The sequence below is a fragment of the Amycolatopsis sp. SB7-3 genome (genome assembly GCF_041021335.1).
Taxonomy (GTDB): Bacteria; Actinomycetota; Actinomycetes; order Mycobacteriales; family Pseudonocardiaceae; genus Amycolatopsis; species Amycolatopsis japonica.
The window spans coordinates 574,226-600,813 of sequence record NZ_JBFPJQ010000004.1 but is presented as its reverse complement, the minus strand read 5'-3'; the positions used below and the strand labels follow the sequence as shown (position 1 = coordinate 600,813).

Genomic DNA, 26,588 nt, shown 5'->3' with positions numbered 1-26,588 from the left:
TCCGGGTCCGGGCGCGTTTTGGCCTCACCGGGTGCCGCCAACGCGCTTCGGCCGTGTCGCGAAAGCCACTTTCGGGACGTCACATGTCCCGAAAGTGGCTTTCGCGACACGCTTGTGGTGGCTGCGGCGGGTCGTGAGTGGCGATTCAGGTTAGAACCCGAATCGCCACTCACGACCCCCTGGAGCAAGGCCGGGCTGAAGGGGCCCTTCACCGCATGTGACGCGGCGAAAGCGTCCTTCAGCACAGGGGACGGGAGGGGCGCCCGATGAGGTCCTTCGTTCCCGACTTGATCAAGATCCTCGTCTTCGCGGTGGTGACCGTGCTGCTCACCGCGATCCTCGGCGCCACCATCGCGAACACCAACTTCGGCGAGACTTCGGGCTACACGGCCAAGTTCACCGACGCGTCCGGTCTCAAGGAAGGCGACGACGTCCGCATCGTCGGCGTGAAGGTCGGCCAGGTCGGCAAGATCGAGGTCGAGGAGGGCGAACGGAACTTCGCCCAGGTCCACTTCGACGTCCAGACCTCGCACCGGCTGCCCGCCTCGGTGACCGCGACCATCAAGTACCGCAACCTCGTCGGGCAGCGGTATCTCTCGCTCGGCACGGACATCGGGGACGAGAAGTCGTTGCCGCGCGGCGGGATCATCCCGCCCGAGCGCACGAAACCGGCCCTGAATCTGACCGTCCTCTTCAACGGGTTCAAACCGCTCTTCCGCGCGCTGAACCCCGAGGACGTCAACAAACTGTCCTACGAGATCATCCAGGTCTTCCAGGGCGAGGGCGGCACGATCACCAGCCTGCTCGCGCACACCGCGTCGGTCACGTCGGCCATCGCGGGCAAGGACAAGATCATCGGCGAGGTCATCGCGAACCTCAACACCGTGCTCGGCACGGTCGAGCAGCGCTCGCCACAGCTGGGCGAGCTGATCGACCAGACGCAACGGTTGATCACGGGGCTTTCCGAGCAGCGCCGGCCGATCGGGGAAGCGGTCAAGGCGCTGGGTGACCTCACCGTCGCCACGACCGGCCTGCTGGCCGACGCGCGGCCGGCGCTCAAGGACGACGTCGCGCAGCTCGGCGCGCTGTCGCAGAACCTCGGCGATTCCGAACAGCTGCTCGACCATCTCCTCGGCGTGCTGCCGGGCAACCTGCAGAAGTTCACCAGGACGCTGAGCTACGGCAGCTGGTTCAACTACTACCTGTGCGGGATCTCCGGCAGCATCGGCATCAAATCGCTCAACATCGAACTGCCGATCACGCCGCTGCCCGGCACGCAGCGACCGGAGAGGTGCGGGCCGTGAAGCCGCTCAAGGAACGCAACCAGGCCGTGGTCGGCGGTGTGACGCTGATCCTGATCGTGCTGATCACGGCGACGACGTACTTCTCCGACCGGATCCCGTTGTTCGGCAGCGGGACGACGTACTCCGCGTACTTCGGCGAGTCGGCCGGGCTGGCGCCGGACAACGAGGTCCAGGTCGCCGGGGTCAAGGTCGGGCAGGTCAGCTCGGTGGAGCTGGCGGGCAAGAAGGTGCTGGTGAAGTTCCGGGTCAAGGACGTACGGGTCGGCGACGCGACCGCGGCGTCGATCGAGATCAAGACGCTGCTGGGCGAGAAGTTCCTCGCGCTCACGCCGAAGGGCAAGGCGAACCAGGACCCGAACACCACCATCGGGCTCGACCGCACGCGGACGCCGTTCGAACTGCAGGACGCGTTCCAGGAGCTGTCGGGCACGGTCGGCGAGATCGACACCGCGCAGCTGGCGACGAGTTTCACCGTCCTGTCCGACGCGCTCAAGGACAGCCCGCAGTACCTCAAGGACGCGCTCGGCGGGCTTTCCTCGTTGTCCAAGACGGTGTCCTCACGCGACAGTGACCTGAAGGCGTTGCTGGCCAACACGAGCAAGGTGTCCAAGACGCTGTCCGATCGCAACGCGCAGCTGAAACGGATCCTCGACGACGGCAATCTCCTGCTCGCCGAACTGCAGAACCGGAAGGACGCGATCAGCACCTTGCTCAAGGGCACGCAACAGGTTTCCGCGCAGCTGTCCGGTCTCGTCGCCGACAACCGGCAACAGCTGAAGCCGACGCTGGAGAAACTCGGCAAGGTCACCGACATCCTGCAGCGCAACCAGGACAATCTCAGCCGCAGTCTCGCGCTGATGGCGCCGTTCGCCCGCGTCGGCGCCAACGCGACCGGCAACGGACGCTGGTTCGAGGGCTACCTGTGCGGTCTGCTGCCGCCGACGATCATCGCGGGCGCGTTCCAGGTGAACCCGGAGGGCTGCACCCCGCCGATCGCGGCGCCGAACCAGGGGGTGGGTGGACGATGAGCACCCGGACTCGCACGCTTTACAACTGGGTCGCGTTCGCCTGCGTCCTCGTGCTGCTCCTGACCGCCGGGCTGTGGCTGGTGTTCAAGGAACCGGGCGGGACCCGGATCAGCGCCTATTTCGGCAAGACTGTCGGCCTCTACGCGGGTTCGTCAGTCCGGGTACTCGGCGTGAAGGTCGGGGAGATCACCAGGGTGACCCCGCAGGGCGAGGCGGTCCGGGTCGACATGCGGATCGACGGCGACACGCCGATCCCGGCCGACGCGGGCGCCGTCGTCGTCGCGCCGAGCCTGGTCAGCGACCGCTACGTGCAGCTGACCCCGGCCTACGAAAGTGGCCCCGAAATGGCGACGGACACGGTGATCGCCAAGGAGAAGACGGCGACGCCCGCCGAACTCGACGACCTCTACACGAGTCTCGACAAGCTCTCGACCAGCCTCGGACCCAACGGTGCCAACAAGAACGGCGCGCTGTCCGACGTGCTCGACACCGCGGCGGCGAACCTCGCCGGAAACGGGAAGAACCTCAACACCACGGTGACGCGGTTGTCCGAACTGGCCAAGACCTTGGACAGCTCCAAAGGCGACCTGTTCACCACCGTGCAGAACCTGAACTCCTTCACCGGCGCGCTGGCCGAAAGCGACAAGCAGCTCAACGAGTTCTATCGCCGGGCGGCGGACGTGAGCGGCTTCCTGGCAGCGGACTCCGCCGACGTCGGCTCCGCGCTGAGCTCACTGGCGACGGCGATGGGCGACGTCGAGAAGTTCGTCGCGGAGAACAAGGATCTGCTCTCGTCCAATGTGGACAAGCTGGCCGGGCTGACGAAGGTGCTCGTGGACCAGCGTGCCTCGCTCGCCGAGGTGATCGACATCGCGCCGACCGGGGCGACCAACTTCATCAACTCCTACGACGCCGCGTCCGGCACGATCGCGGTGCGGGACAACCTCAACGAGCTGACCCACCCGCCGATCCTGACCGTGTGCCGCCTGATCAGCGCGAGCACGCCGAAACCGATCCCGGACGCGCTGGGCAACATCTGCAAACAGCTCGCGCCCGTCCTCGACGGCACGCTGAAACTCCCGTCGGTCCCGCAGGTGCTGGCCTCGCTGCAGAGCGGCGAACTGCCGCCGTTGCCTCTCCCGCTGGTCGACGTTATGACCAAAGGACTCCCGAAATGAGGCGGCAGCGGCAGAAGATCGCCGGGGTGATGGCGGGCGTCCTCGTGCTCGCCGGATGCAGTGACGGCGGGTTTTCGGGGCTGTACAACACGCCCTTGCCGGGCGGCGCGGATCTCGGCGACCATCCGTACCGGCTCACCGCGCAGTTCTCCGATGTCCTGGACCTCGTGCCGCAGGCGAGTGTGAAGGTCAACGACGTCCCGGTGGGCCGCGTCGAGAAGATCGACCTCGCGCCGGACACGCGTTCGGCGTGGGTGAGCATGGTGGTCAACGGCGACATCGCGCTGCCCGCGAACGCGCGTGCCGAGCTGCGGCAGTCGAGCCTGCTGGGGGAGAAGTTCGTCGATCTGCACGCCCCCGAAAAGCCCGAAGGAACGCTCGCCGAGGGCGCGAAGATCCCGCTGGACCGCACGAACCGCAATCCCGAGGTCGAAGAGGTCCTCGGCGCGCTTTCCCTGCTGCTCAACGGCGGCGGGGTCGAACAGATCCAGAAGATCAGCCATGAACTCAACGAAGCGCTCACCGGCAACGAGGCTGAGGTCCGCTCCCTGCTGTCCAGGGTGGACAAACTGGCCACCGAACTCGACGGGCACAAGGGCGAGATCCTGCGCGCCATCGACGGTCTCGACAAGCTGTCCAAGACCCTCGTCGGCCAGACGCAGAACCTCACGAACGCGCTCGACAACCTCTCGCCGGGGCTCAAGGTCGTGACCGAGCAACGGGATCAGCTCGTCGGCATGCTGCAGTCGCTCAACACCCTTTCCGGGGTCGCCACCGAGACGATCAAGGCGAGCAAGGACACGCTGGTCGCGAACCTGCGCGCGTTGCAGCCCACGCTCAAGAAGCTGACCGAGGCCGGCCAGGATCTGCCGACGGCGTTGCGGATCCTGCTCACGTATCCGTTCCCGGACTACGCGGGCAACGTGATCAAGGGCGACTACGCGAACGTCGAGGCCAAGATCGACCTGAACCTGGACACCTTCCTGGAGAACATGAACAACTCGTCGCAGCCGATCATCCAGCTGCCGGGCACCCAGGGCACCGGCACACCCGGCGCGATCCCGTTCAACAACGGCGCCGCCCCGCCGGTGCTGCCGTTGCCCGGTGATCTCCCGCAAGCGCCTCCGGCCGCGCAAGGGGACGCGCTGGGCGGCGTGCTCGGCGGGATCCTCGGGCCGCTGCTGGGAGGTGGCCGGTGATCACGCGCAAGATAAGGATCCAGCTGGCGGTGTTCGTCGTCATCGCGGTGGTTTCGGTCGTCTACGCGGGCGGCAACTACGCCGGGCTCGACCGGCTCTTCGGCACCCGCGGCTACCTCGTCACCGCGCAGCTGGTGGACTCCGGCGGGATCTTCGTCAACGCCGAGGTGTCCTACCGCGGCGTCGCGGTCGGCAAGGTCGCGTCGATGACGCTCACCGAACACGGCATCGACCTCGGTCTCGACATCGATTCGGGCGCGCCGAAGATCCCCGCGGACACCAAGGCCGCGGTCGCGAACCGGTCGGCGGTGGGGGAGCAGTACGTCGATCTGCTGCCCATGCACGAAAACGGGCCGTACCTCACCGAGGGTTCGGTCATCAAACGCGACAAGACCTCGATCCCGCTCGCGCCGGACACCGTGCTGTCCAATTTGGACAAACTGGTGTCGAGTGTGAAGCCGGAATCGCTGCGGACCGTCGTCGACGAGACCTACGAGGCGTTCGCGAACACCGGCCCGGATCTGCGGCAGCTGCTGAACAGCACCGGTTCGCTCACCGCGACCGCGACCCAGTACCTGCCCGACACCCAAGGCCTGCTCGCCAACTCGCGGACCGTGCTGGACACCCAGCGGCGGCAGGCGGACAACATCACGCAGTTCTCCAGCGGGCTCAAGAAGATCGCGGCGCAGCTGAAGACGTCCGACCCGGATCTGCGGCGGGTGATCGACGAGGCGCCGAAGCTGAGCCGCCAGATCAGCGACGTGCTCGCGGTCTCCGGGACCGACCTCGGGGTGCTGTTCGCGAACACGCTCACCACGGCCCAGATCACCTCCGCCCGCACGGACGCCATCGAGGAACTCCTGGTCGCGTATCCGATCATCTCGGCGTTCTCGCGTTCGACGTCGCCGGACGGCACCGGCCACCTCGGCGTCGTGTTCAACTTCTTCGACCCGGTCTCGTGCACGAAGGGTTACGAGGGCACGAAACAGCGTCCCGCCAACGACACCACCGAAGCGCCGGTGAACACCCAGGCGTACTGCGCCGAGCCGCCAGGAAGCCCCACCGGCGTGCGAGGCTCGCAGAACGCCCCGTACGCAGGGAAGCCGCCGGCGGTCCCGGAGCGGCCGAAGCAGAGCCCGCAGGCGGCGGAATCCGCCCAGCTGCCGGGGGTGCTGAGCCTGCTCACCGGATCCGCGCCCGGCGGGCTCGGCGCGTTGCTGGGCGGGAAGTGATGCTCACCCGCGCCCTCACCGTCGTGGCCGCGCTGGCGGTCCTCGCGGCCGCCTGGTTCGGCTGGTCGTGGTGGAGCGCCGCGGGCGACGACGGCCTGGCCAGGGGCCGCGAGCGCGAGGCCGTCCTCGCCGCCGCGTCCGGCCAGCTGGAGGTGCTCAACACGATCGACTACCGCAGCGGGGCGAAGGACGTCGACCGCTGGCTCGGCGTCACCACCGGACGGCTCGGCAAGGACCTCACCGGCGACCGGCAGATCCAGATCGACCGGGCTACCGCGAGCAAGACCGTCGCCACCGCCAAGCTCAAGCAGGCCGCGGTCACCGAACTCGACGCCGCCGCCGGGACGGCGCGCCTGATGGCCGTGCTGGACGTGCGGGTCAGCACCGGCGGTGGGTCGGCCGCGCCGAAGGTGAGCAGGCTGACCGTGGACTACCAGCGCGTCGAGGACGGCTGGAAGGTCAGCGCGGTCCAGGCGGCGGGCTCATGACCGGGCGTGTCCCGCGGCTCCTGATCGCGGTCATCGTGCTGGCCACCGGCTGTGCGGTGTGGTTCGGCCTCCAGGCGTCCTCGCTGGGTTCGGACGGCAACGCGGCGCTGGTCGACCAGGCCGCCACGGCCGAGGTCGCGGACCAGGTCGGTGCCGGGGTGAAGGCCGTGTTCTCCTACGACTACAGCAACCTCGCGCGCACCGAACGGGCCGCCGCCGACGTGCTGATCGGGGAGGCGACCGGCCAGTACCGGGACCAGTTCGCGTCGGCACGGAAACGTGCCGAGGAAGGGAAGCTGGTGCGCACGACGACGGTACGGTCGCTCGGCGTCCGGTCCCTGCGCGGCGACCAGGCCGAGGTGCTGCTGTTCCTCGACCAGCAGACGATGACCGCCGGTGGCGGGGCACCGCAGTCGACGGTGTCCCAGCTTTCCGTCACCGCGCAGCGTGTCGACGGCCGGTGGAAGATCTCTCAGCTCGTCCCCCTGTGATCAGGAGAGGCGTTTCATGTTCGCGGCGGTGATCACGCCGCCGGAAACGGTGTAGGAACCGGAAAAAGTGCGGAGCGAACCATCGTTCTGCCGGGCCGAAAGGTCGACGTACACGGTGTTCCCGCTCACGCTCCGCACGGTGACGGCGGCCCACGAAGTCGTCGCGTATCCGCTGGACCAGGAAGCGAAAGTGCCGCCTTTCGCCAGCCGTTGCCCACCGAGATTCCACGCGGTGAGGAAATCACGCCGGTTGATCGCGTCGTAGAAGGCGATCACCGTTTGCGCCACGGGAACCGACGGTGCGGGATAGACGGTCTGCGTCGCGGGTGGTGCGACGTAAACCGTTTGCGGTGGGGCCGCGACGGCGGGTGGCTGGATCACGATCGTGTTGGGCGGAGCGGCCACCGCGACGGCGGGCATCGCCGTTCCCTGATTCGGTACCGCGCACGCGGCCAGCGTTCCCGCCGCCGCCAACGTCACCATCGCCCACTTCTTCGCACCCATTTTCTCCCCTTTTCCTCGTGCTACCGAGAATGCGGGAACGGTGGCGGCATCAATAGGGGATTTGGCCTCGTTACGATTGCTGAAAAACGCGCCGGAACCGTTATCGGATCTTGTGCGCGCGGGCCTAGGGCCACCCTCGTCTCACGCCGGACCGCCGCCGGGTTTAGCGTTAGGCATGACCACTGCACCTGTCGATGTCGAGAGCGCCCGCCGCGACTACGCGGCCCTCGTCGACCGTGGCCTCTCCCTGGACATCACCCGCGGCAAGCCGTCCCCTCGCCAGCTGGACCTCGCCGACGGGCTGCTCGCCCTCCCCGGAGACGTGCGCAAGGCCGAGGACGGCACGGACGTCCGCAACTACGGCGGCCTCAAGGGCCTGCCCGAGCTCCGCCGCATCTTCGCCGGGCCGCTGCAGGTCCCGGCCGAGCAGCTGCTGGCCGCGGGCAACTCCAGCCTGGAGCTCATGCACGACTCGATCGTGCAGGCCTTCCTCAGCAAGCTGCCGGGTGCCGAGCGCCGCTGGGCCGACGAGCCGAGCGTCAAGTTCCTGTGCCCCGTGCCGGGCTACGACCGCCACTTCGCGCTGGCCGAGCGCTTCGGGATCGAGCTGATCCAGGTGCCGCTCACCGAGACCGGCCCGGACATGGGGGTCGTCGAGCGGCTCGTCGCCGAGGACGCCGCGGTCAAGGGCATCTGGTGCGTGCCGAAGTACAGCAACCCGACCGGGGTCACCTACAGCGACGACACCGTGCGCCGCCTGGCGACGATGACCACGGCCGCCCCGGACTTCCGGATCTTCTGGGACAACGCCTACGCCGTGCACCACCTCACCGAGGACGAGGCGCAGCTGGCCGACCTGCTCGCGCTGGCCACCGAGGCGGGCAACGCCGACCGCGTGTTCGTCTTCGGCTCCACCTCGAAGGTCACCTACGCGGGCGGCGGCGTCGGCTTCTTCGGCGCGTCCGAGGCGAACCTGGCCTGGTGGACCGGTCTCATCGGCAAGCGGACCATCGGCCCGGACAAGGTCAACCAGCTCCGCCACGCGCAGTTCCTGCGCGACGAGGACGGCGTCCGCGAGCACATGCGCAAGCACGCCGAGCTCATCGGGCCGAAGTTCGCGGCCGTCGACGAGATCCTCACCAAGGAACTGGGCGAATCGGGCCTCGCGTCCTGGACCAAGCCGACCGGCGGATACTTCATCTCGCTGACCGTGCCGTCCGGGACCGCCAAGGAGGTCGTGCGGCTGGCCAAGGAGGCGGGTATCGCCCTGACCCCGGCCGGCGCGACCCACCCGTACGGCGACGACCCCGAGGACGCCGTCATCCGCATCGCGCCGACTTACCCCGAGCTGGCCGAGGTGGAAGAGGCCATCCGCGGTCTCGCCGTCTGCGTCCGCCTTGCCGCGGCGACGAAGAAATAAGTTCGAGATCTTCTCCAATCCGGGTCACGGGTGGTTCCGAACGTCCGAGTGGGTGGGTGTGCACCGCAAAGACGAGAGGAACCACTCGTGTTCGGAAAGCCCTTCGTTCGTACCCTGATCTCCCGCAGCGCGGAGAACCGCACGGATCGCCGCCGCTTCCTGAAGGCCGCGGGCGCGGCGGGGCTCGGTGTCGTCGGCGCGACCTACCTCGGGGTCCAGGCCACTTCGTCGGCTTCGGCCACGGGTGACGCCGCTGCCGCCGCGGGTGCTCCCAGCGACGCCGCCGTGCTCAACTTCGCGCTCAACCTGGAGTACCTCGAAGCCGAGTTCTACTCCTTCGCCGTCCACGGCCGCGGGCTGCCGGACGATCTCACCGGTGGCGTCGGCACCCAGGGCGGCGTCTCCGGCGGCAAGAAGGTGATGTTCCACGACAAGGCGCTGCACCAGTTCGCGAAGGAGATCGCGGGCGACGAGGTCGCGCACGTCGAATTCCTGCGCGGCGCGCTGGGCGAGGCCGCGGTGTCGCGGCCCGAGATCGACCTCGAGGACAGCTTCACCGCCGCCGCCAAGGCGGCCGGGCTGATCAGCGGATACCAGCAGTTCGACCCGTTCGCCAACGAGAAGAACTTCCTGCTCGCGGCGTTCCTGTTCGAGGACGTCGGCGTGACGGCCTACAAGGGCGCCGCGCCGCTGATCACCAACAAGACGTTCCTCGACGCGGCCGCCGGCATCCTGGCCGCCGAGGCCTACCACGCCGCCACCATCCGGACCGCGCTGTTCGACCGGGAACTCGGCGACGCGGCCGCCAAGATCTCCAACGCGCGCGACGCCCTCGACGGTCCCGGCGACGACGACCAGGGTGTCCTGCTCGGCAACCAGGCCAACATCGTGCCGACCGACCACAACGGCATCTGCTTCGGCCGCGGCGCCGACCGGGTGCTGAACGTCGTCTACCTGAACCCGGGCGCGGTGAAGGAGGGCGGGTTCTTCCCCAAGGGCGTCAACGGCGACATCGTCGCCAGCGGCGGCGCGTGATCCTCCTCTGTCGTGTCGCCGTTTCCCGGTACCGTCGGGGGTCGGCGACACGAGGAGGGGGTTCGCGGTGAAGGCAGTGATCATCGGCGGCGGCATCTCCGGCACGGTGACCGCGATGGCGTTGCGCCGGGCCGGGATCGAGGCGAGCGTCCACGAGGCGCACCCGTCGGGCGGCGAGGACGCGGGCGCGTTCCTGACGATCATGCACAACGGCATGGACGCCCTGCGCGCGATCGGCGCCGAGGCACCGGTGATCGACGTTTCGTTCGGTGCGGCGGGTTTGGAACTCGTGACGCCCGACGGGCGGACCGTCGAACGACGTTCCTTCGACATCGAAGGCCTCGCCGGTCCGCGCACGATGACGCGGGCGTCGCTTTACCGTGCGCTGCAGGACGAGGCGATCTCGCGCGGGATCACCTTCGAACGGGGGAAACGGCTGGTTTCCGCGTCGCCGGGGATCGCGCGGTTCGAGGACGGTTCCGTGGCCGAAGGCGACATCCTGATCGGCGCCGACGGCCTGCGTTCGGTCGTCCGGACGATCATCGACCCGGACTGCCCGCCGCCGCGTTCGACGGGCCTCGACGTCGTCTACGGCTACACGACCGACGCGAGCATTCCGCAGGCGCCGTCCCTCTATCGGATGATTCAGAGCCTGCACGCCTACTTCGGTTACACGACTACTCCCGACGGCTCGACGTACTGGTTCGCGCGGCTTCCCACGGCCGAAGGAGTGCGCTCCGGCCTGACACCGGTCGAATGGCGCGCGGCCGCTTTCGCCGCCTTCGACGGGGAACCGTTGCCTGCCGCGGAAATCATCCAGTCCACTGGAGACGACGTGTTCGGCGGTCACTCCTACGACGTGCCTTCGACACCGGTGTGGTTCAACTCCACGATGGTGCTCGTCGGCGACGCGGCGCACGCGGCCTCGCCTGCCGCCGGGCAGGGCGCGTCGATGGCGCTGGAGGACAGTGTCGTACTGGCCCAGTGTTTGCGGGATCTTCCCGACGCCCCAACGGCTTTCGCGGCCTATGAGCGGCTGCGGCGGGTGCGGGTGGAGGAGCTGGTGGCGAGCAGCGCTGCGGTGTCCTCGGGGACGACGTCCGACCGGGACCGGAATTGGCTTTACCGGCACCACATCGACTGGGACGAGACCATTCGCGTTTAGCCGACTAATTGCGAGGCTCGCCAAGCGCGTGAAGGCCTCCTTCCCTCGGCTCAGCCGAGGGAAGGAGGCCTTCACGCGCGAAACGCTACTTCTTGTACAGGGCCTCGATGTCGTTCGCGTAGTTCTTGTTCACGATGTTGCGCTTCAGCTTCAGGCTCGGCGTGATCTCCCCGCCCGCCTCGGTGAAGTCCTTCGAGAGGATCGTGAACTTCTTGATCGCCTCGGCCTGCGACACCGCGCTGTTGGCCTGATCGACGGCCGTCTGGATCTCGGCGCGCAGTTCGGCGTCGTCGGCCAGATCGGACACCGACGCGTCGGAAGGCTTGCCGTGCTGCGACTTCCACGACGGGAAGTACTCCTCGTCGATGGTGATCAGCGCGCCGATGAACGGCCGCTGGTCACCGACGACCATCGCCTGGCTGACCAGCGGGCTGGCCTTGATGGTGTCCTCGAGCCCGGACGGGGCGACGTTCTTGCCGCCCGCCGTGACGATGATCTCCTTCTTGCGCCCGGTGATCTTCAGGAAGCCGTCGTTGTCCAGTTCGCCGAGGTCGCCGGTGTGGAACCAGCCGTCTTCCAGCGCTTCGGCGGTCGCCTCGGGGTTGTTGAAGTAGCCGCCGAACACGACGTCGCCCTTGAGCAGGATCTCGCCGTCGTCGGCGATCCGGACCGAGGTGCCGGCGACCGGGCGGCCCACGGTGCCGACGCGGAACCCGTCCTGCGTGCCGACACAGGCCGCCGCGGAGGTCTCGGTCAGGCCGTAGCCCTCGAACACCGGGACGCCGATGCCGCGGAAGAAGTGCGCCAGCCGCACGCCGAGCGGGGCACCGCCGGACACCGCGGCGACGCACCGGCCGCCGAGGGCCGCGCGGAGCTTGCTGAACACCAGCTTGTCGAACAGCGCGTGCTTGACCTTGAGACCCAGTCCGGCGCCGCCGGTGTCCTGAGCCTGGCTGTACGCGACGGCGGTGGCTTCGGCGGCGTCGAAGATCTTGCCCTTGCCGTCGCCGTGCGCCTTCTGCTTCGCGCTGTTGTAGACCTTCTCGAACACGCGCGGCACGGCGACGACGAACGTCGGCCGGAAGGTGCCGAGGTCGGCGACGAGGTTCTTGACGTCCGATGTGTGCCCGAGGGTCACTCGCGCGCTCAGCGCGGTCACCGCGATGGCGCGGGCGAGGACGTGCGCGAGCGGCAGGAACACCAGCAGCGAGTTGCCCTGCTCCATCAGCTGCGGGAACGCGGCGATGTCGGCGCGGATCTCGGCGAGGAGGTTCCGGTGGGTCAGCTCGACGCCCTTCGGGCGGCCGGTCGTGCCCGAGGTGTACACGATCGTGGCCAGGTCGCCGGCCTTCACCGTGCGGCGGCGCTCGTGCAGGTCGTCGTCGCTCAGCTCGGCGCCCTGCTCGGTGAGCTGGTCGACGGCGCCCGCGTCGATCTGCCAGGTGTGCTCGAGCCCGTCGAGGCGGCCCTTCACGGACTCCAGCGTCGCGAGGTGCTCGTCGGTCTCGACGAACACGGCCTTCGCGGCCGAGTCGGAGAGGATCCAGTGGACCTGCTCGGCCGACGAGGTGTCGTAGATCGGGACGGTGACCGCGCCGGCGGCCCAGATCGCGAAGTCGATCAGCGTCCATTCGTAGCGGGTCTTGGACATGAGCCCGACCCGGTCGCCCGGTGCGATGCCCGCCTGGGCCATTCCCTTGGCCACGGCCAGAACCTGGGCGGCGAAGTCTTTGGCGGTGACGTCCAACCAGGTACCGTCGACCTGGCGGCGGAAACTCACGACATCGGAGAACCGCTCCGCGTTCGCCCAGACGACGTCGGCGAGATTCTCGTCGTCTGTCACCGGATTGGCGGCGGGGGCGCTGTATTCGCGCACGAGGAACCTCCGTGTTCGCGTGCAAGTGGTGTGACCGGTGTTACCCGCCAGTCAACTTAGCGTGCCGTGCACCTTAAGACCATGCTGACGAATCGGCCATACCCAGGGCATGACATTCTGCCGCTGTGAACCAGGCGCCGCCAGCTCTCGACATCGTCGACGAGACCTTCCTCGTGGTCCCGCCCTCCACCGTGGCCGCCGCTTTCGCCGATCCGCGATCTTGGTCACGTTACTGGCCGGACCTCGTCCTGGAGGTCTACACCGACCGCGGGGACCAGGGATTGCGCTGGACCGTGCGCGGTGCCTTGATCGGTACCATGGAGGTCTGGCTCGAGCCGGTGCTCGACGGAACCTTGCTGCACTACTTCCTGCGCGCCACCCCCGCCGGTCCCGACGGGGAGCCGATCGGCCTGGCACCGCGGGAACTGCGCCGCGAGTTCGACCGCCGTGCCCGTGCCGCCAAGGCGATCGCGCTCGGGCTCAAGGAGGTCCTGGAGGACGGGCGGGAGCCGGGGGTCGGTCCCCGGGTCGAGTAGGGGAGAGCATGCGGGTTCACGTGGTGTCGGACGTGCACGGCAACGCCGACGCGCTCAAACGCGCGGGTGACGGCGCCGACGCGCTGATCGTCCTCGGCGACCTGCTGGACTTCGTCGACTACCGCGAGCACGACAAGGGCATCATGGGCGCGCTGTTCGGCGCCGAGAAGGTCGGCGAGTTCGCGCGCCTGCGGCGTGAGGGCACTCGTGACGAGACCGTTGCCTTCTCGCGATCGTTGTGGGCCACTTTGGCCGATCCCGCGGCCGCCGTCGGCGAGGCGATCCACGACCAGTACGGCGTCCTGTTCGGCGCGCTGACCGCGCCGACGTTCGCGACCCCCGGCAACGTCGACGACCCCTCGCTGTGGCCCGAGTTCGCCGGCGACGGCATCACCGTCCTCGACGGCGAGGTCGCCGAGTTCGGTGGTCTGCGCTTCGGGTTCATCGGCGGCGCGCTGCTCCCGCCGAACGTGGTCCCGCGCCGCAACGGCTTCTGGCGGCCGTACCTGCGCACCCGCGAGGAGTACGACGTCGCGGTCGCCGGGCTGGAGAACGTCGACGTCCTGTGCACCCACATCCCGCCCGCCGTCCCGGAACTGACCTACGACGTGATCGCGCGGCGGTCCGAGATCGGCTCGGCCGCGCTGGTGGACCTCATCCGCGAGCAGCGGCCGCGCTGGTCGGTGTTCGGCCACGTCCACCAGCCGCTGACCCCGCGGACGCGGCTCGGCAGGACCGAATGCCGTAACGTCGGTCACTTCAAAGAGACGGCACAGCCGTACGTGCTTCGCTGGTGACCCTAGGCTGCGGCTAGGCTGCGTTCATGGCCGAGCAGTCCACGCAATCCATCGAGGTCGACGCCGAGCCCGAGCGGGTCATGGCCGTCATCGCCGACTTTCCCGCGTACCCGGAATGGGCCAAGGCCGTCCGGGAGACCGAGGTGCTCGGCGAGGACGCCGACGGCCGCGCCAAGCAGGTGAAACTCACTCTCGACGCCGGCCCCATCAAGGACGTGTACACCCTCGAGTACGACTGGGACGCCGACGGCAACGGGGTCAGCTGGCACCTGGTCAAGGGGCAGATGCAGAAGGCCCAGAACGGCCGCTACGCCCTCGAAGCGCTGGGCGCCGGACGCACCAAGGTGACGTATACGCTGTCCGTCGAGCTGGCGCTGCCGATGATCGGGCTGCTGCGCCGCAAGGCCGAGAAGATGGTCATGGACACCGCGCTCAAGGAGCTCAAGAAGCGCGCTGAAGCATCCTGAGTCGAAGGGTAGGCATGCGGATCCTGCTGTTCACCGGCAAGGGGGGTGTCGGCAAGACCACGCTGGCCGCGGCGACGGCGGCGGCACTGGCCGGGCGGGGCAGGAAGACGCTCGTGGTCTCGACCGACCCGGCGCATTCCCTCGGTGACGCCTTCGGCCGCCCGCTCGGCGGTGAACCGTCCGAAGTGGACACGCTGCTCCATGCCGCCCAGATCGACACCCGTGGCCTCGTCGACAGCACCTGGCGCGAACTCCGGCGGGAACTGCAGACCGCGCTCGCGGGGGTGGGCCTCGACTCGCTCGACGCCGAAGAACTCACCGTGGTGCCCGGCGTCGACGAACTCCTCGCCCTCACCGAGGTCCAGCGCCTCGCCGAGCACGGTCCCTGGGAGACGGTCGTCGTCGACTGCGGGCCCACCGCGGAAACCCTGCGGCTGCTGGCTTTGCCCGAAGCGGTCTCCGGCTATCTGTCGCGGATGTTCAAACCGGGCGCGCGGCGCACGGCGGCCGCGGTGCGCCGCCTCGGCGCGCACCTGGAGTCGCTGCGCACGCTGCTGACCGATCCGGCCACCACCACCGTGCGGCTCGTGCTGACGCCGGAGCGCGTCGTCGTCGCCGAAGCCCGCCGCACCCTCAGTTCCCTTGCCCTGCGCGGGATCCTGGTCGACGGCCTGATCGTCAACCGGCTCATGCCCGCGCCCGGGTTCTGGCGCGGCGCCGCGGCCACCTGGATGCGGACCCGCCGCACGCAGCAGAACGCCGTCCTCGCCGAACTCGCCGACGCGGGATTCGGGCCGACGCAGGTGAAGCCCGTCGAGCATCGCGCCGTCGAGCCTGTGGGGCTCGAGGCGTTGCAGGAAATCGCGTACGAGCTCTATCAAGGGCTGGACCCCTTGGCGGGGAACGAAAAAGGTGTGACCCCACTGCTGCGGGTGTCCGAATCGGACAGCGGCTACGAGCTGCGTATCGCGGTGCCCCTGCACCTCGATTCCGAAGTGGACCTGGCCAGAGTGGACGATGATCTCGCCGTCACCGTGGACGGTTTCCGGCGGCTGATCGCGCTGCCGGAGATGTTGCGCCCGTGCCGGATCACCGGTGCGGAATCCGACGCGCACGGCCTGGTCGTGAGCCTGGCCGGGAACCGGGGACCCGGGTGAGCGAGAACAACGAGTACACCGGATCGAAGCCGCTCGAACTGGCCGAAGAGATCCGGCTCCTGGTCGAACTGGTCGTCGAGCACGCCGCGCCGTGGCTGGAGGGCCTGATCTCCGCCGGGCACGGCTGCACCGACCACGACACCGACGGATGGTGCCCGCTCTGCGCCGTCGTCGGGGTCTTCCGAGGGGAACGGCCCGAGTTCGTGGCCCGCCTGCTGGAGCAGGCCGCGCAGCTCGTCGCGTTGCTGCGGGCGGTGCTCGCCGACCGATGGGAACCCGAGGCCGGCGTGCACATGCCGGGGTTCCAGCCTGCGCGGAAGGAGCCCGCGGCCGAAGATGAGCCGATGGGAGCTTCGCGGGTCCAGCACATCACGGTGACCAGGCGCGACGCTTGGCAGCCGGACCGGGAGAACTGAGTTGCTGACGGTAGGGGTGGACGTCGGGGGCACGAGTGTGCGCGCCGGCGTGGTGGACGAGCACGGCTCGCTGATGGACACCGCCAGGGTCGGGACGCCCAGCGGGGAGGACGCGCTCGAAGACGCCATCGCCGGCGTCGTCGAAGACCTCCGCAACCGGCACGACGTGTCCGGGGTCGGGCTCGCGGTCGCCGGGTTCGTCGCGAACGACCGGCGCACCGTGATGTTCGCGCCGCATCTGTCCTGGCGTGCCGCGCCGGTCGCCGAGCGCATCGAGAAGCGGGTCGGCCTGCCGGTGACCCTGGAGCACGACGTGAACGCCGCCGCGGTCGGCGAATACCGCTTCGGGGCCGCCCGCGGCGCTCATGTCGCCGCGCTGATCGCCCTCGGTACCGGGATCGGCGCGGGACTGCTGCTCGACGGCAAGATCTACCGGGGCGCGTACGGCGTCGCGCCGGAACTCGGGCACCTGACCGTCGTCCCCGGCGGCAGGCCCTGCCCGTGCGGGAAGTACGGCTGCTGGGAGCGCTACTGCAGCGGGACGGCGCTGGCGGCGACGGCGGTGGAGCTGCTCGCGCGGCATCCCGGCCGCTCGACCGTGCTGGCGCGCGAGACCAGGGGAGACCCCGGTTCGGTCACCGGCCGCCGCGTCGCCGGGGCCGCCCGCGACGGCGACCCGATCGCCCAGCGCGCGATGACCGAGCTGGCGAAATGGCTGGCCGAGGGGCTGGCGCTGGTCGCCGACGTCTTCGATCCCGAGCTCATCGTGATCGGCGGCGGCGTGTCCGAATCGGCCCCGCTGTTCCTGGACGAGGCCCGCGAGCACTACGCGGACAAGATCACCGGCGCCGGGCACCGGCCGCTGGCGCGGATCCGGGCCGCGCACCACGGCGACGATTCGGCGATCGTCGGTGCCGCCGCCCTCGCCGTCGACGCGGCGAAGGCTCCCGGCGCCGAGATCGGTGTGACACGCTGAGGCGGTGACCCGGCAGGACGGCAACGGCTTCGTGAAGTGCGACTTCGGGCATCTTCACTGGGGTTTGAACGGCGCGGCCGGGTTGCTGCTGTCCGATCCCGCGCGCGGGGTCCTGCTGCAGCGGCGGGCCTGGTGGGTCCACCACGGACGCACCTGGGCGCTGCCCGGTGGCGCCGTCGAGGCGGGGGAGAGCCCGCGTGAGGCCGCCACCCGCGAGGCGCACGAAGAGGCCGACATCCCGCCCGCGCGGGTCCGTCCACTGGCCGCGTCGCACGTCGACCACGGGAACTGGCGCTACACCACGGTCCTCGCCGCGCCGATCGGCCCGCTTTCGGCCAGGGTGAAGAGCGCTGAGAGCGCGGAACTGCGATGGGTCCACGCGGGCGAGGTCGCCGATTTCCGGCTGCATCGCGACTTCGCGGCGGCGTGGCCGGGATTGAGGGAGCACTTGGATCGCGGGCTGATACTGGTGGTCGACGGCGCGAACGTCGTCGGATCGCGGCCGGACGGCTGGTGGCGTGACCGGCGCGGCGCCGCGGAACGGTTGCGGGACAAGCTCGCGACCCTGGCCGGGACCGGGCTCACCGATCCGGCGTTGCCCGGGGGCGGCGGATGGTCGTGGTGGCCGAAGGTCGTGCTGGTGGTCGAGGGCAAGGCGCGGGGCGTCGCGGCGGTGCCGGGGGTCGAGGTCGTCGAGGCGGACGGCGAAGGTGACGACACGATCGTCGCCGTCGCGCGTGAAGCCCGTACCGCGGGCCCGGACGACCACGTCGTCGTGGTCACCGCCGACCGGGAGCTGCGTTCCCGCGTCGAGGCCCTGGGCGCTTCGACCTTCGGCCCCGGCACCCTCCTGGGGCACCTCGACTCCCGCATTTAGTCCTCTGAACGCGGTCCTGGTCAGGGGCGCGCGATCTTCCCGTCCCGCATCTCCGCGATGAGCGAAGCGACGACGGCGCGCAGGCTGCCGTTGTACTGCTTCGCGACCGCGCGCTGACGCAGGTAGCTGGGCCCGTAGGCCAGGATGGTCTCCACCGACCGCAGTTCGTCGGCGCAGTCCAGGCGCCGGGCCACCGGTTCGAGCCGGTTCAGCAGGTCGTAGGTGTCGTCGGTGACGAGCCGCTCGTTGCCCGCCGCGTCGAGGATGACGATCGCGTCGACGCCGTACCGCGCCGCGCGCCACTTGTTCTCCTGGACGTGCCACGGCGGCAGCGTCGGCAGGATCTCGCCGTCGTCGAGGCGCGCGCTGAAGTCGTCGACCAGGCATTGGGTCAGCGCGGAGATCGCGCCGACCTCCTCCAGCGTCGGCAGCCCGTCGCACACCCGCATCTCGACCGTCCCGAAATGCGGCGCGGGCCGGATGTCCCAGCGGATCTCGGAGAAATGGTCGATCACGCCCGTGGTGAACATGTCGTCCACGTAGCTCTCCAGCTCGGTCCACTTCCGGAACTGGAACGGCAGCCCGGCCGTCGGCAGCTGCTGGAACATCAGCGCCCGGTTCGACGCGTACCCGGTGTCCTCCGCGCCCCAGTACGGCGAAGACGCCGAAAGCGCTTGCAGATGTGGCGCGTACTTGAGCAGGGCGTCGAGGATCGGCAGGGCCTTGTCCCGGTGGTCGACGCCGACGTGCACGTGGACGCCGTAGATCAGCATCTGCCGTCCCCACCACTGGGTCCGGTCGATGAGCTTGGCGTAGCGCTCCTTGTCCGTGACCTTCTGCTGGTACCAGGTCGAGAACGGATGCGACCCGGCGGAGAACAGCTCGACGCCCAGCGGGTCCAGCACCGAGTGCACGACGTCCAGTGAGTCGTTCAGATCGGCCTTGACCTCGGCGATCGTGTCGCAGATCCCGCTGATCACCTCGATGGTGTTGAGCAGCAGTTCCTGCTTGATCTTCGGATGCTCCTCCTCGCCGTCGGGCCGGACGGCGTCGAGCACCTGTTCCGCGACCGACGAGAGCTCACCGGTCCGCCGGTCGACGAGGGCGAGTTCCCATTCCGCGCCGACCGTCGACCGGCGCGAGGGAGTGAAGTCGATCTTCATCTTCCGAATTGTCCGGCAGATCAGACCTGGGCGCCGTTGTTCGGATCCGCGCCGGGCGGCGGCCCCTGACGCACCCGCAGCAGGAGCAGGGCGATCGCGGTCGCGAGGGCGAGGATCCCGAGCGGCGTGCCGAGGCGGGTGCCCATGCCGATCAGGGTGGGCGCGATCAGCAGCAGCAGACCGAGCAGGAAGAACAGCAGGACGACGAACGCGCCCTTGCGCGGACGCGGCAGGGGAGGCGGCTCGGGCGGCACGAAATGGCCTTCGTCGTCGCTCGACCCGGCCGGGTCGTCCTCGAAAAGGGTCTTGTCCCAGCTGGTGCCGCCGCCGCGCCAGCCCGGTTCGGGTTCGGCGTCCGACGGCTCGGGCCGTGGTGCCTTCTCGGCGGGTTTCTCCGGCGTTTTCTCCAGGTCGTCTTCCGGGAACAGGCCGACGCCCTCCGCACGGAGGTCGGCCACGATCTCGGCGAACGTCGCGTCGACGTCCTCCGGCCCGTCCTTGCCTCTGCTCATCCGGCGTCCACCTGTCCCGCCCGGCGCACGGACCGGGCGAAGTCCACCGTACGCGTGAAGATCAGGCCCGCGTCGTGGTCTTGGGTGGCGACGTGGAAGCTGTTCTCCAGCACCACCTCGGTCACGTCGTCGCTGCCGATCCCGTCGAGGATCACCCGCGAGTTGACCGGCTCGACGATGTGGTCGACGGCCGAGTGGAGCAGGAGAACCGGCTGGGTCACCTTGCGCAGATCCGCGCGGGTGAGTTTCCACAGCTTCGCCAGGCTCGCCGCGGCGCGCACCGGCGTCCGCGAGTAGGCCAGCTCGGTCACGCCCGGCTTCGCGATGTCGTTGGCCACGCCCGGAACCGAGGGCAGGATCCGCGACAGGACGGGCAGCAGCTTGGCGTCCCAGCGCAGTGTCATGACCGACGGGTTCACCAGCACGATGCCGGCGATCCGGTCGCCGAACTCCTCGGCCAGCCGCAGCGTCAGCGTCCCGCCCATCGACATCCCGGCGACGAACACCGTCTCGCAGGTCGAGAAGAGCGCCAGCAGCTCTTCGCGGACCGCGCCGTACCAGTCCTCCCAGCCTGTCCGGTTCATGTCCTGCCACCGGGTCCCGTGGCCGGGGAGCAACGGGCAGCGCACCGTGTAACCGGCTTCGGCCAGATGGTCGCCCCACGGCCGCATACTCGCGGGAGTGCCGGTGAATCCGTGGCACAGCAGGAACCCTGCTTCGGTCGAACCGGTGTGAGCGAACGGTTCCGCGCCGGCGAGGACGGCCATGCGATCGCCTTCCGTGAGAGCTGGGTAGGTCTACCATGTTCGCACGACCGGAGCGGCTTGTGGGGCCCCGGCCACTGCCGGAATCGGGCCGGATCGGGTGTGAGATCCGTCGCTGGGTGCGGGTAACCGGGTGGACTTCGTTGTGCCGGGGGTGCGCGATTCGTAGTCTTGACCATCGGGCGCAGGGGTTGAGCTGCTAGGAGGAGTTTTCGCAGTGCTGTACTGGCTCATGAAACACGTGTTTATCGGGCCACTGCTCAAGGCGCTGTGGCCCACCAAAGTCGTCGGCGCGGAGAACATCCCCGACGACGGTGGCGCGATCCTGGCGGGCAACCACCTCGCGGTGGCCGACTCCTTCTTCATGCCGCTGCGCGTCAAGCGCAAGGTGACCTTCCCGGCCAAATCGGAGTATTTCACCGAAAAGGGCTTCAAGGGTCTGCTGAAGAAGTGGTTCTTCACCGGCGTCGGCCAGTTCCCGATCGACCGCTCCGGTGGCAACGCCGCGCAGGCCGCGCTCGACACCGCGACCCGCCTGGTCCGCGAAGGGCACCTTCTCGGCATCTACCCCGAAGGCACCCGTTCCCCGGACGGCCGCCTGTACAAGGGCAAGACCGGCGTCGCGCGGATCGCGCTCGAATCCGGCGGCGTCGTGGTCCCGGTCGCCATGATCGGCACCGACAAGGTCAACCCGATCGGCTCGAAGATGTGGTGGCCGCGCCGCCTCGAGATCCGCTTCGGCAAGCCGCTCGACTTCTCGCGCTACGAGGGCCTCGCCGGCGACCGCTTCATCGAGCGGTCCATCACCGACGAGATCATGTACGCGCTCATGGAGCTCTCCGGCCAGGAGTACGTCGACATCTACGCCGCCAAGGCGAAGGAACTGCTCGCCGCCGAGGAGGCGGGAGTCCGCCCCAAGGTGCCCGCGCAGCCCTCCGCCCAGGACGTCGCCCGTATCCCGGACACCAAGGTCGGCTGAGGCCCCACTAGGGTTCTCCGGTGCGCTTTTTCTACGACACCGAATTCATTGAGGACGGCGTGACCATCGATCTGGTGTCGATCGGTGTCGTGGACGAAAGAGGCCGCGAGTTCTACGCGGTCTCGACCGATTTCGATCCCGGCAAGGCCGGCCCCTGGGTCCGCGACAACGTGCTCCCGAAACTCCCGTCGCCCGCCGACCCGGCGTGGCGCAGCCGCGAGAAGATCCGGACGGATCTGCTCGAGTTCTTCGGCAAACCGCCCGGCGGGATCGAACTGTGGGCCTGGTTCGCCGCCTACGACCACGTCGCGCTGGCGCAGCTGTGGGGGCCGATGCCCGCGTTGCCGCGTCAGCTGCCGCGCTTCACCCGTGACCTGCGGCAACGCTGGGAGGACGCGGGCAAGCCGAAGCTGCCGTCGGCCCCGGACGACCAGCACGACGCGCTGGCGGACGCGCGGCACAACTTCCAGCGGTGGCAGATCATCGAGTCCTACTGGCACCGGTAGGCCGCCCGGTCCGGATGTCATGAAAGGGCCGTTCAGGACGTTTCGTGTCCTGAACGGCCCTTTCATGACACTCGCGCTGGTGCCGGGCCTTCGGGAAGGAGGCCTTCACGCGCGGTCGTTGTGGCTGTTGGGACTGCTGAGGCTGGAGGTACCGGTTCCGGCCGGGTGAGGGGAACTTCGAGGGACTCTGGGTCCCTTAAGGAGTCCTTCACGGCCACCGCTTTCCTACGCTCCAGGCGCCAGCCGAGCCGGGTTCGCGCTGCTCAGAGTTCCTGAGGTGAAGGGCGCCATCCCCGCGTGCCATGCGGCGGAAGCTCCCTTCGCCACACGAGACCGGAGCCGCTCCACCCCTCGCAGGCCAGAGTGCCGTGCAATGAACGGTCCTTTACTTGCGAAATTTGCGAGGAAAGGACCGTTCCTAGCGCCCCCCCGAGGGGCTCAGCGGCGTGAGTCGACGGCCTCGGCGAGGGTGTCCAGCAGCTCCGCCGTCGTCTCCCACCCGAGGCAGGCGTCCGTGATCGACTGCCCGTACGTCAGCGAACCGGCCGACCCCAGCGTCAGGTCCTGGCGCCCCTCCACCAGGAAGCTCTCCAGCATCAGCCCCGCGATACCCCGCTCACCGGCCCCGATCCGCCCGGCGAGTTCGCGCACGACCGAAGCCTGCCGCACGTGGTCCTTCGCGCTGTTGCCGTGGCTCGCGTCGATGATCACGCGTTCCGGCAGTCCCGACTTCGCCAGCCGCGCCAGGGTGTCGGCCACCGTCGCGGGGTCGTAGTTCGGGCCGGCCGAACTGCCGCGCAGGATCACGTGGCAGTCCTCGTTGCCCGCCGTGGTGATCAGCGCGGCGAGCCCGTCGGGGTTGATACCGGCGAACACGTGGCTCGCCCCGGCCGCGCGGGTCGCGTCGACGGCCACCTGGACGTCGCCTTCGGTCGAGTTCTTGATCCCGACCGGCATCGACAGCGCGCTGCACAGCTGCCGGTGCACCTGGCTCGCCGCGGTCCGCGCGCCGATGGAACCCCAGGTCACGGTGTCGGAGATGAACTGCGGGGTGATCGGGTCGAGGAATTCGCAGCCCACCGGCAGGCCCAGCGCGGAGATGTCGAGCAGCAGTTTGCGCGCCATCCGGAGACCGTGGTTGACCTCGTAGGTGCCGTCGAGACCGGGGTCGTTGATCAGGCCCTTCCAGCCGAGCGTGGTCCGCGGCTTCTCGAAGTAGACGCGCATGACGATGTGCAGTTCGCGGCGGTGTTCTTCGGCCTTGGCGGCGAGACGGCGGGCGTAGTCGAGCGCGGCGTCCGCGTCGTGCACCGAGCAGGGCCCGACGACGACGAGGAGCCGGTCGTCCCGGCCGTCGAGGATGTCGACGGCCGAGGCCCGCCCGGCTAGGACGGTATCGGCGATTTCCGCCGTCATCGGATGTTCGTGCCGCAGCATCGCGGGCGACAGCAGCGGGCTGATGGCCGCCGTGCGGTGCCCGTCGAGGGCGATCAGGGTGTCAGCGGAGGGAGACATCGCGGGTCTGGTTCCTTTCGAAAGGGATACCGACCCGCGGGAACTCGCCGAGCCGGTGGGAAATCCGGCTCGGGGTGGTGGTCAGCGCAGGTTCACGCCGCCGTGCCCACCCGGGGCCGGCTTCGTAAACCAGAAATAGCGCTGCACGGGGCCAAGCTAGCACATCCGCGGCGCGTACCGATTCCCGAGGTGGTCCGCCCTGCACCGATCCAGAGAACTGCCGCTACGCTGGCGTCGGGACATGTGACTGTCATCTCTACGGAACACAAGACGGAGGCTTCTGATGCGTGTCGGTGTGCTGACCGGCGGTGGGGACTGCCCGGGGCTCAACGCGGTGATCCGCGGTGTGGTGCGCAAGGGCATCGAGGTGCACGGCTGGGACATCGTCGGGTTCCGCAACGGCTGGAACGGTCCCCTCACCGGGGACAGCCGTCCGCTCGGCCTGAACGACGTCGAGGACATCCTCACCCGCGGCGGCACGATCCTGCGTTCGTCGCGCACCAACCCGTACAAGGTCGACGGCGGGGTCGACAAGATCAAGGCCGTGCTCGCCGAGCAGCAGGTCGACGCGCTGATCGCGATCGGCGGCGAGGACACCCTCGGCGTCGCGAAGCGGCTCACGGACGACGGCGTCGGCGTCGTCGGGGTGCCCAAGACGATCGACAACGACCTCGGCGCCACCGACTACACCTTCGGCTTCGACACGGCCGTCTCGATCGCCACCGAGGCCATCGACCGGTTGCACACCACGGCCGAGTCGCACCACCGCGCGCTGGTCGTCGAGGTCATGGGACGGCACGCGGGCTGGATCGCGCTGCACTCGGGCCTCGCCGGCGGCGCGAGCGTGATCCTCGTGCCGGAGCGGCACTTCAACGTCGACCAGGTCGTCTCCTGGGTCGAGCGCCGCTTCGAGAAGGAGTTCGCGCCGATCATCGTCGTCGCCGAGGGCGCGCTGCCCGAAGGCGGCGAGGAGAAGCTGCTGACCGGGGAGAAGGACGCCTTCGGGCACGTCCGGCTCGGCGGCATCGGCACCTGGCTGGCCGACGAGATCGCCGCCCGCACCGGCAAGGAGTCCCGCGCGGTCGTGCTCGGGCACGTCCAGCGCGGCGGCACCCCGACGGCGTACGACCGCGTGCTCGCCACCCGGTTCGGTCTCAACGCCGTCGACGCCGTGGCCGACGGCGACTTCGGCGTGATGGTGGCGTTGCGCGGCACGGACATCGTCCGCGTCAAGCTCGCCGAGGCGACCGCCGAACTGAAGACCGTCCCGGTCGAACGCTACGAAGAGGCCGAGGTCTTCTTCGGCTGAGCCCTGTTTTGAGGAGAAGGCCCCTTACTTTGTGCTGACCTCGGGTAAGGGGCCTTCGCTTTTCTTGCGGCCCCGCCGTCGCGGCGAGTTGAATCGGCCACCCGGGGGATCGGGGTGGAAGGGCGGCGGTGCTCATGGGGTCCAGCAGGCGCGAGTTCCTGAGGTGGCTGGCCGCCGGTGGGACCGGGGCGGCGCTCGCCGGGCTGCTGCCCGGTACGGCCGCCGCGGAAACGGACGCGATCGTCGTCCTCGCCCACGTCACGCTGATCGACGGCACGGGTTCGGCGCCCCGGCGTGACGTCTCGGTCGTGCTGGTCGGCGACCGGATCGCCTGGGTCGGCTCCGGCCCGGTCCCGGAAACCAGTGGCGCGCGGGTGATCGACGGCCGTGGCAAGTACCTCATCCCGGGCCTGTGGGATATGCACACCCACGGCGCGGACCTCGAGGACATCGTCCCGCCGCTGCATCTGGCGCACGGCGTCACGGGTGTCCGCGAGATGTGGGGCTACGCGGAAAACCGCGCCACGAAAGGCAGGATCGACCGCGGCGAGCTGCTCGGCCCACGTGTCGTGCTGGCGAGCGGGATCGTCGACGGGCCGGTCACGCTCCTGGGACCGCCGGTGCTCCAGGTGTCGACGGAGGCCGAAGCGCGGGCCGCCGTCCGCGCCGAGAAGGCCGCGGGCGCCGAGCTCGTCAAGACCTACTCCTACCTCGCACCCGACGTCGTGCGCGCGGTCGCGGACGAAGCCCGCGCCCAGGGCCTGCGGTTCTCCGGGCATTGGCCGTACAAGCTGTCGCACCTCGAGGTGAGCGACCTCGGGCAGCACAGCCTGGAGCATTTCTTCGGGGTGTCCATCCACTGCTCGTCCCGGCGCGACGAGATCCTGGCCCGGCTGAAGTCGACGCCTTACGACCCCGCGGCGCCGCGGGACTTCTTCAACCTGGCCCGGCGGCTGGAGTTCGAGTCGGTCAGCACGTACGACCGCCGTACGGCGCGGGCCTACTTCGAGCGGCTGCGGTGCAACGGCACCTGGCACTCGCCGACGCTGACGATCAACCGGGTCGTCACGCAGCCCGCCGAAACCCACCAGCGGGACCCGCGGCTGAAGTACGTACCCGCGGACGTGCGCGAGAGCTGGGCCAAGGGCATCGAACGTTTCGCGCCGAAGACCCCGGCGGACGTCGCCCTGCAGGAGCGGTACTACCGGGAGACGCTGCGGCTGGTCGGCGTCGCGCACGAAGCGGGTGTCGGGCTCATCGGCGGCACCGACTGCCTCAATCCGTACACGTTCCCCGGCAGCGGGCTGCACGAGGAGCTCGCGTTCCTGGTCGAGGCTGGGCTTTCGCCGGTGCGGGCGCTGAAGACCGTCACCGGGGACGCGGCGAGATTCCTCGGCCGGGAAGGGACGTCGGGCACGGTCGCGGTGGGGAAGGAGGCGGACCTCGTGCTGCTGGACGCGGATCCGGCCGCGGACATCCGCAACGTCGCGAAGATCGACACGGTGATCACGCGCGGCCGGGTCCTCGGCAGGGCGGAGCGGCGGCGGATGCTCGACGCCGTCGAGGCCGCCGCGAACCGGCCCACGCCGACGAACGCCCGGCTCCACTCCCTCGCGCGCCGGGGTTGCTGCTGTTGACCTCCCGCGTTTCGTCCTCTGAATGCGGTAGTTGGTGATGCCAACTACCGCATTCAG

At 69.3% G+C, this 26,588-nt stretch carries 27 protein-coding genes; 21 read left to right on the top strand and 6 right to left on the bottom strand.

Annotated elements, in window-relative coordinates:
- Positions 1-266 precede the first annotated feature (266 nt).
- The 7 genes from AB8M46_RS30415 to AB8M46_RS30385 are packed head-to-tail and all read left to right on the top strand — an operon-like array spanning position 267 to position 6,920.
- Positions 267-1,304, top strand: a complete 1,038-nt coding sequence (locus AB8M46_RS30415; RefSeq protein WP_394362422.1) for an MCE family protein — start codon at positions 267-269, stop codon at positions 1,302-1,304.
- The gene (locus AB8M46_RS30410; protein WP_037343494.1) at positions 1,301-2,332 is read left to right on the top strand and encodes an MCE family protein; all 1,032 of its coding nucleotides are present in this window, start codon (positions 1,301-1,303) and stop codon (positions 2,330-2,332) included. Before AB8M46_RS30415 ends, AB8M46_RS30410 begins: the two co-directional genes overlap by 4 nt.
- Complete coding sequence (locus tag AB8M46_RS30405; protein WP_394362421.1) at positions 2,329-3,510, top strand: MCE family protein; 1,182 nt, start codon at positions 2,329-2,331, stop codon at positions 3,508-3,510. Before AB8M46_RS30410 ends, AB8M46_RS30405 begins: the two co-directional genes overlap by 4 nt.
- Complete coding sequence (locus AB8M46_RS30400) at positions 3,507-4,709, top strand: MCE family protein (RefSeq protein WP_073846792.1); 1,203 nt, start codon at positions 3,507-3,509, stop codon at positions 4,707-4,709. Before AB8M46_RS30405 ends, AB8M46_RS30400 begins: the two co-directional genes overlap by 4 nt.
- Positions 4,706-5,941 carry an MCE family protein gene (locus tag AB8M46_RS30395; protein ID WP_394362420.1) on the top strand — a complete coding sequence of 412 codons (1,236 nt, stop codon included), beginning with the start codon at positions 4,706-4,708 and terminating at the stop codon, positions 5,939-5,941. The genes AB8M46_RS30400 and AB8M46_RS30395 overlap by 4 nt, the downstream gene beginning before the upstream one ends.
- A complete protein-coding gene (locus AB8M46_RS30390; protein ID WP_038516211.1) occupies positions 5,941-6,429 on the top strand; it encodes a hypothetical protein in 489 nt (162 codons plus the stop codon). Before AB8M46_RS30395 ends, AB8M46_RS30390 begins: the two co-directional genes overlap by 1 nt.
- Entirely contained in the window at positions 6,426-6,920 is a 495-nt protein-coding gene (locus AB8M46_RS30385; RefSeq protein ID WP_394362419.1) for a hypothetical protein, read from the top strand. The genes AB8M46_RS30390 and AB8M46_RS30385 overlap by 4 nt, the downstream gene beginning before the upstream one ends.
- Here the strand turns inward: AB8M46_RS30385 and AB8M46_RS30380 are convergent, their stop codons facing one another.
- On the bottom strand, positions 6,921-7,424 hold the full coding sequence (locus tag AB8M46_RS30380) for a hypothetical protein (protein ID WP_037343366.1): 504 nt from the start codon (positions 7,422-7,424) through the stop codon (positions 6,921-6,923).
- 175 nt (positions 7,425-7,599) lie between these two features.
- On the opposite strand from AB8M46_RS30380, the gene AB8M46_RS30375 reads away from it, so the two are divergent.
- The 3 genes from AB8M46_RS30375 (at position 7,600) to AB8M46_RS30365 (ending at position 11,044) form a co-directional block, all read left to right on the top strand.
- Complete coding sequence (locus tag AB8M46_RS30375) at positions 7,600-8,844, top strand: aminotransferase class I/II-fold pyridoxal phosphate-dependent enzyme (protein WP_394362418.1); 1,245 nt, start codon at positions 7,600-7,602, stop codon at positions 8,842-8,844.
- An 87-nt stretch (positions 8,845-8,931) separates the two neighbouring features.
- Positions 8,932-9,879, top strand: a complete 948-nt coding sequence (locus AB8M46_RS30370) for a ferritin-like domain-containing protein (protein ID WP_394362417.1) — start codon at positions 8,932-8,934, stop codon at positions 9,877-9,879.
- 67 nt (positions 9,880-9,946) lie between these two features.
- The gene (locus tag AB8M46_RS30365; RefSeq protein WP_394362416.1) at positions 9,947-11,044 is read left to right on the top strand and encodes an FAD-dependent oxidoreductase; all 1,098 of its coding nucleotides are present in this window, start codon (positions 9,947-9,949) and stop codon (positions 11,042-11,044) included.
- A gap of 85 nt (positions 11,045-11,129) precedes the next feature.
- On the opposite strand, the gene AB8M46_RS30360 is transcribed toward AB8M46_RS30365, so the two are convergent.
- Entirely contained in the window at positions 11,130-12,920 is a 1,791-nt protein-coding gene (locus AB8M46_RS30360; RefSeq protein WP_037343370.1) for a long-chain fatty acid--CoA ligase, read from the bottom strand.
- Between the two features lie 125 nt (positions 12,921-13,045).
- Between AB8M46_RS30360 and AB8M46_RS30355 the strand changes: the two genes are divergently transcribed.
- Genes AB8M46_RS30355 through AB8M46_RS30325 form a run of 7 tightly spaced genes read left to right on the top strand, consistent with a single transcriptional unit; the run spans position 13,046 to position 18,146 of the window.
- Entirely contained in the window at positions 13,046-13,456 is a 411-nt protein-coding gene (locus tag AB8M46_RS30355) for a hypothetical protein (RefSeq protein ID WP_037343371.1), read from the top strand.
- An 8-nt stretch (positions 13,457-13,464) separates the two neighbouring features.
- Positions 13,465-14,253 (top strand): metallophosphoesterase, encoded by a 789-nt coding sequence (locus AB8M46_RS30350; RefSeq protein ID WP_038516186.1) that lies wholly within the window; start codon positions 13,465-13,467, stop codon positions 14,251-14,253.
- Between the two features lie 26 nt (positions 14,254-14,279).
- The gene (locus AB8M46_RS30345) at positions 14,280-14,720 is read left to right on the top strand and encodes an SRPBCC family protein (RefSeq protein ID WP_037343373.1); all 441 of its coding nucleotides are present in this window, start codon (positions 14,280-14,282) and stop codon (positions 14,718-14,720) included.
- 14 nt (positions 14,721-14,734) lie between these two features.
- Positions 14,735-15,877, top strand: coding sequence for an ArsA family ATPase (locus AB8M46_RS30340; protein ID WP_394362415.1), 1,143 nt, complete (start codon positions 14,735-14,737; stop codon positions 15,875-15,877).
- The gene (locus AB8M46_RS30335) at positions 15,874-16,293 is read left to right on the top strand and encodes a hypothetical protein (RefSeq protein WP_037343375.1); all 420 of its coding nucleotides are present in this window, start codon (positions 15,874-15,876) and stop codon (positions 16,291-16,293) included. The genes AB8M46_RS30340 and AB8M46_RS30335 overlap by 4 nt, the downstream gene beginning before the upstream one ends.
- Before the next feature lie 16 nt (positions 16,294-16,309).
- The gene (locus AB8M46_RS30330) at positions 16,310-17,269 is read left to right on the top strand and encodes an ROK family protein (protein WP_037343376.1); all 960 of its coding nucleotides are present in this window, start codon (positions 16,310-16,312) and stop codon (positions 17,267-17,269) included.
- A 4-nt stretch (positions 17,270-17,273) separates the two neighbouring features.
- Complete coding sequence (locus AB8M46_RS30325) at positions 17,274-18,146, top strand: NUDIX domain-containing protein (protein ID WP_394362414.1); 873 nt, start codon at positions 17,274-17,276, stop codon at positions 18,144-18,146.
- Between the two features lie 20 nt (positions 18,147-18,166).
- Here AB8M46_RS30325 and AB8M46_RS30320 read toward each other — a convergent pair whose 3' ends face one another.
- Genes AB8M46_RS30320 through AB8M46_RS30310 form a run of 3 tightly spaced genes read right to left on the bottom strand, consistent with a single transcriptional unit; the run spans position 18,167 to position 20,588 of the window.
- Positions 18,167-19,309 (bottom strand): glutamate--cysteine ligase, encoded by a 1,143-nt coding sequence (locus AB8M46_RS30320; RefSeq protein WP_125737774.1) that lies wholly within the window; start codon positions 19,307-19,309, stop codon positions 18,167-18,169.
- Positions 19,310-19,329: 20 nt separating this feature from the next.
- On the bottom strand, positions 19,330-19,821 hold the full coding sequence (locus tag AB8M46_RS30315) for a hypothetical protein (RefSeq protein WP_125737773.1): 492 nt from the start codon (positions 19,819-19,821) through the stop codon (positions 19,330-19,332).
- Positions 19,818-20,588 (bottom strand): carboxylesterase, encoded by a 771-nt coding sequence (locus AB8M46_RS30310; protein ID WP_037343382.1) that lies wholly within the window; start codon positions 20,586-20,588, stop codon positions 19,818-19,820. The genes AB8M46_RS30315 and AB8M46_RS30310 overlap by 4 nt, the downstream gene beginning before the upstream one ends.
- Positions 20,589-20,802: 214 nt before the next feature.
- Between AB8M46_RS30310 and AB8M46_RS30305 the strand changes: the two genes are divergently transcribed.
- Entirely contained in the window at positions 20,803-21,564 is a 762-nt protein-coding gene (locus AB8M46_RS30305; RefSeq protein WP_016332794.1) for a 1-acyl-sn-glycerol-3-phosphate acyltransferase, read from the top strand.
- Positions 21,565-21,584: 20 nt separating this feature from the next.
- Positions 21,585-22,070 carry a polyadenylate-specific 3'-exoribonuclease AS gene (locus AB8M46_RS30300; RefSeq protein ID WP_038516163.1) on the top strand — a complete coding sequence of 162 codons (486 nt, stop codon included), beginning with the start codon at positions 21,585-21,587 and terminating at the stop codon, positions 22,068-22,070.
- 438 nt (positions 22,071-22,508) lie between these two features.
- On the opposite strand, the gene AB8M46_RS30295 is transcribed toward AB8M46_RS30300, so the two are convergent.
- Complete coding sequence (locus AB8M46_RS30295; RefSeq protein WP_394362413.1) at positions 22,509-23,585, bottom strand: 3-deoxy-7-phosphoheptulonate synthase; 1,077 nt, start codon at positions 23,583-23,585, stop codon at positions 22,509-22,511.
- Between the two features lie 283 nt (positions 23,586-23,868).
- Here AB8M46_RS30295 and AB8M46_RS30290 point away from each other — a divergent pair, with 283 nt between their 5' ends.
- Together AB8M46_RS30290 and AB8M46_RS30285 are read left to right on the top strand one after the other, a co-directional pair.
- Positions 23,869-24,894: a 6-phosphofructokinase gene (locus AB8M46_RS30290; RefSeq protein WP_037343389.1), complete on the top strand. Its 1,026-nt coding sequence runs from the start codon at positions 23,869-23,871 to the stop codon at positions 24,892-24,894.
- 134 nt (positions 24,895-25,028) lie between these two features.
- On the top strand, positions 25,029-26,531 hold the full coding sequence (locus AB8M46_RS30285) for an amidohydrolase family protein (protein WP_394362412.1): 1,503 nt from the start codon (positions 25,029-25,031) through the stop codon (positions 26,529-26,531).
- Positions 26,532-26,588 lie beyond the last annotated feature (57 nt).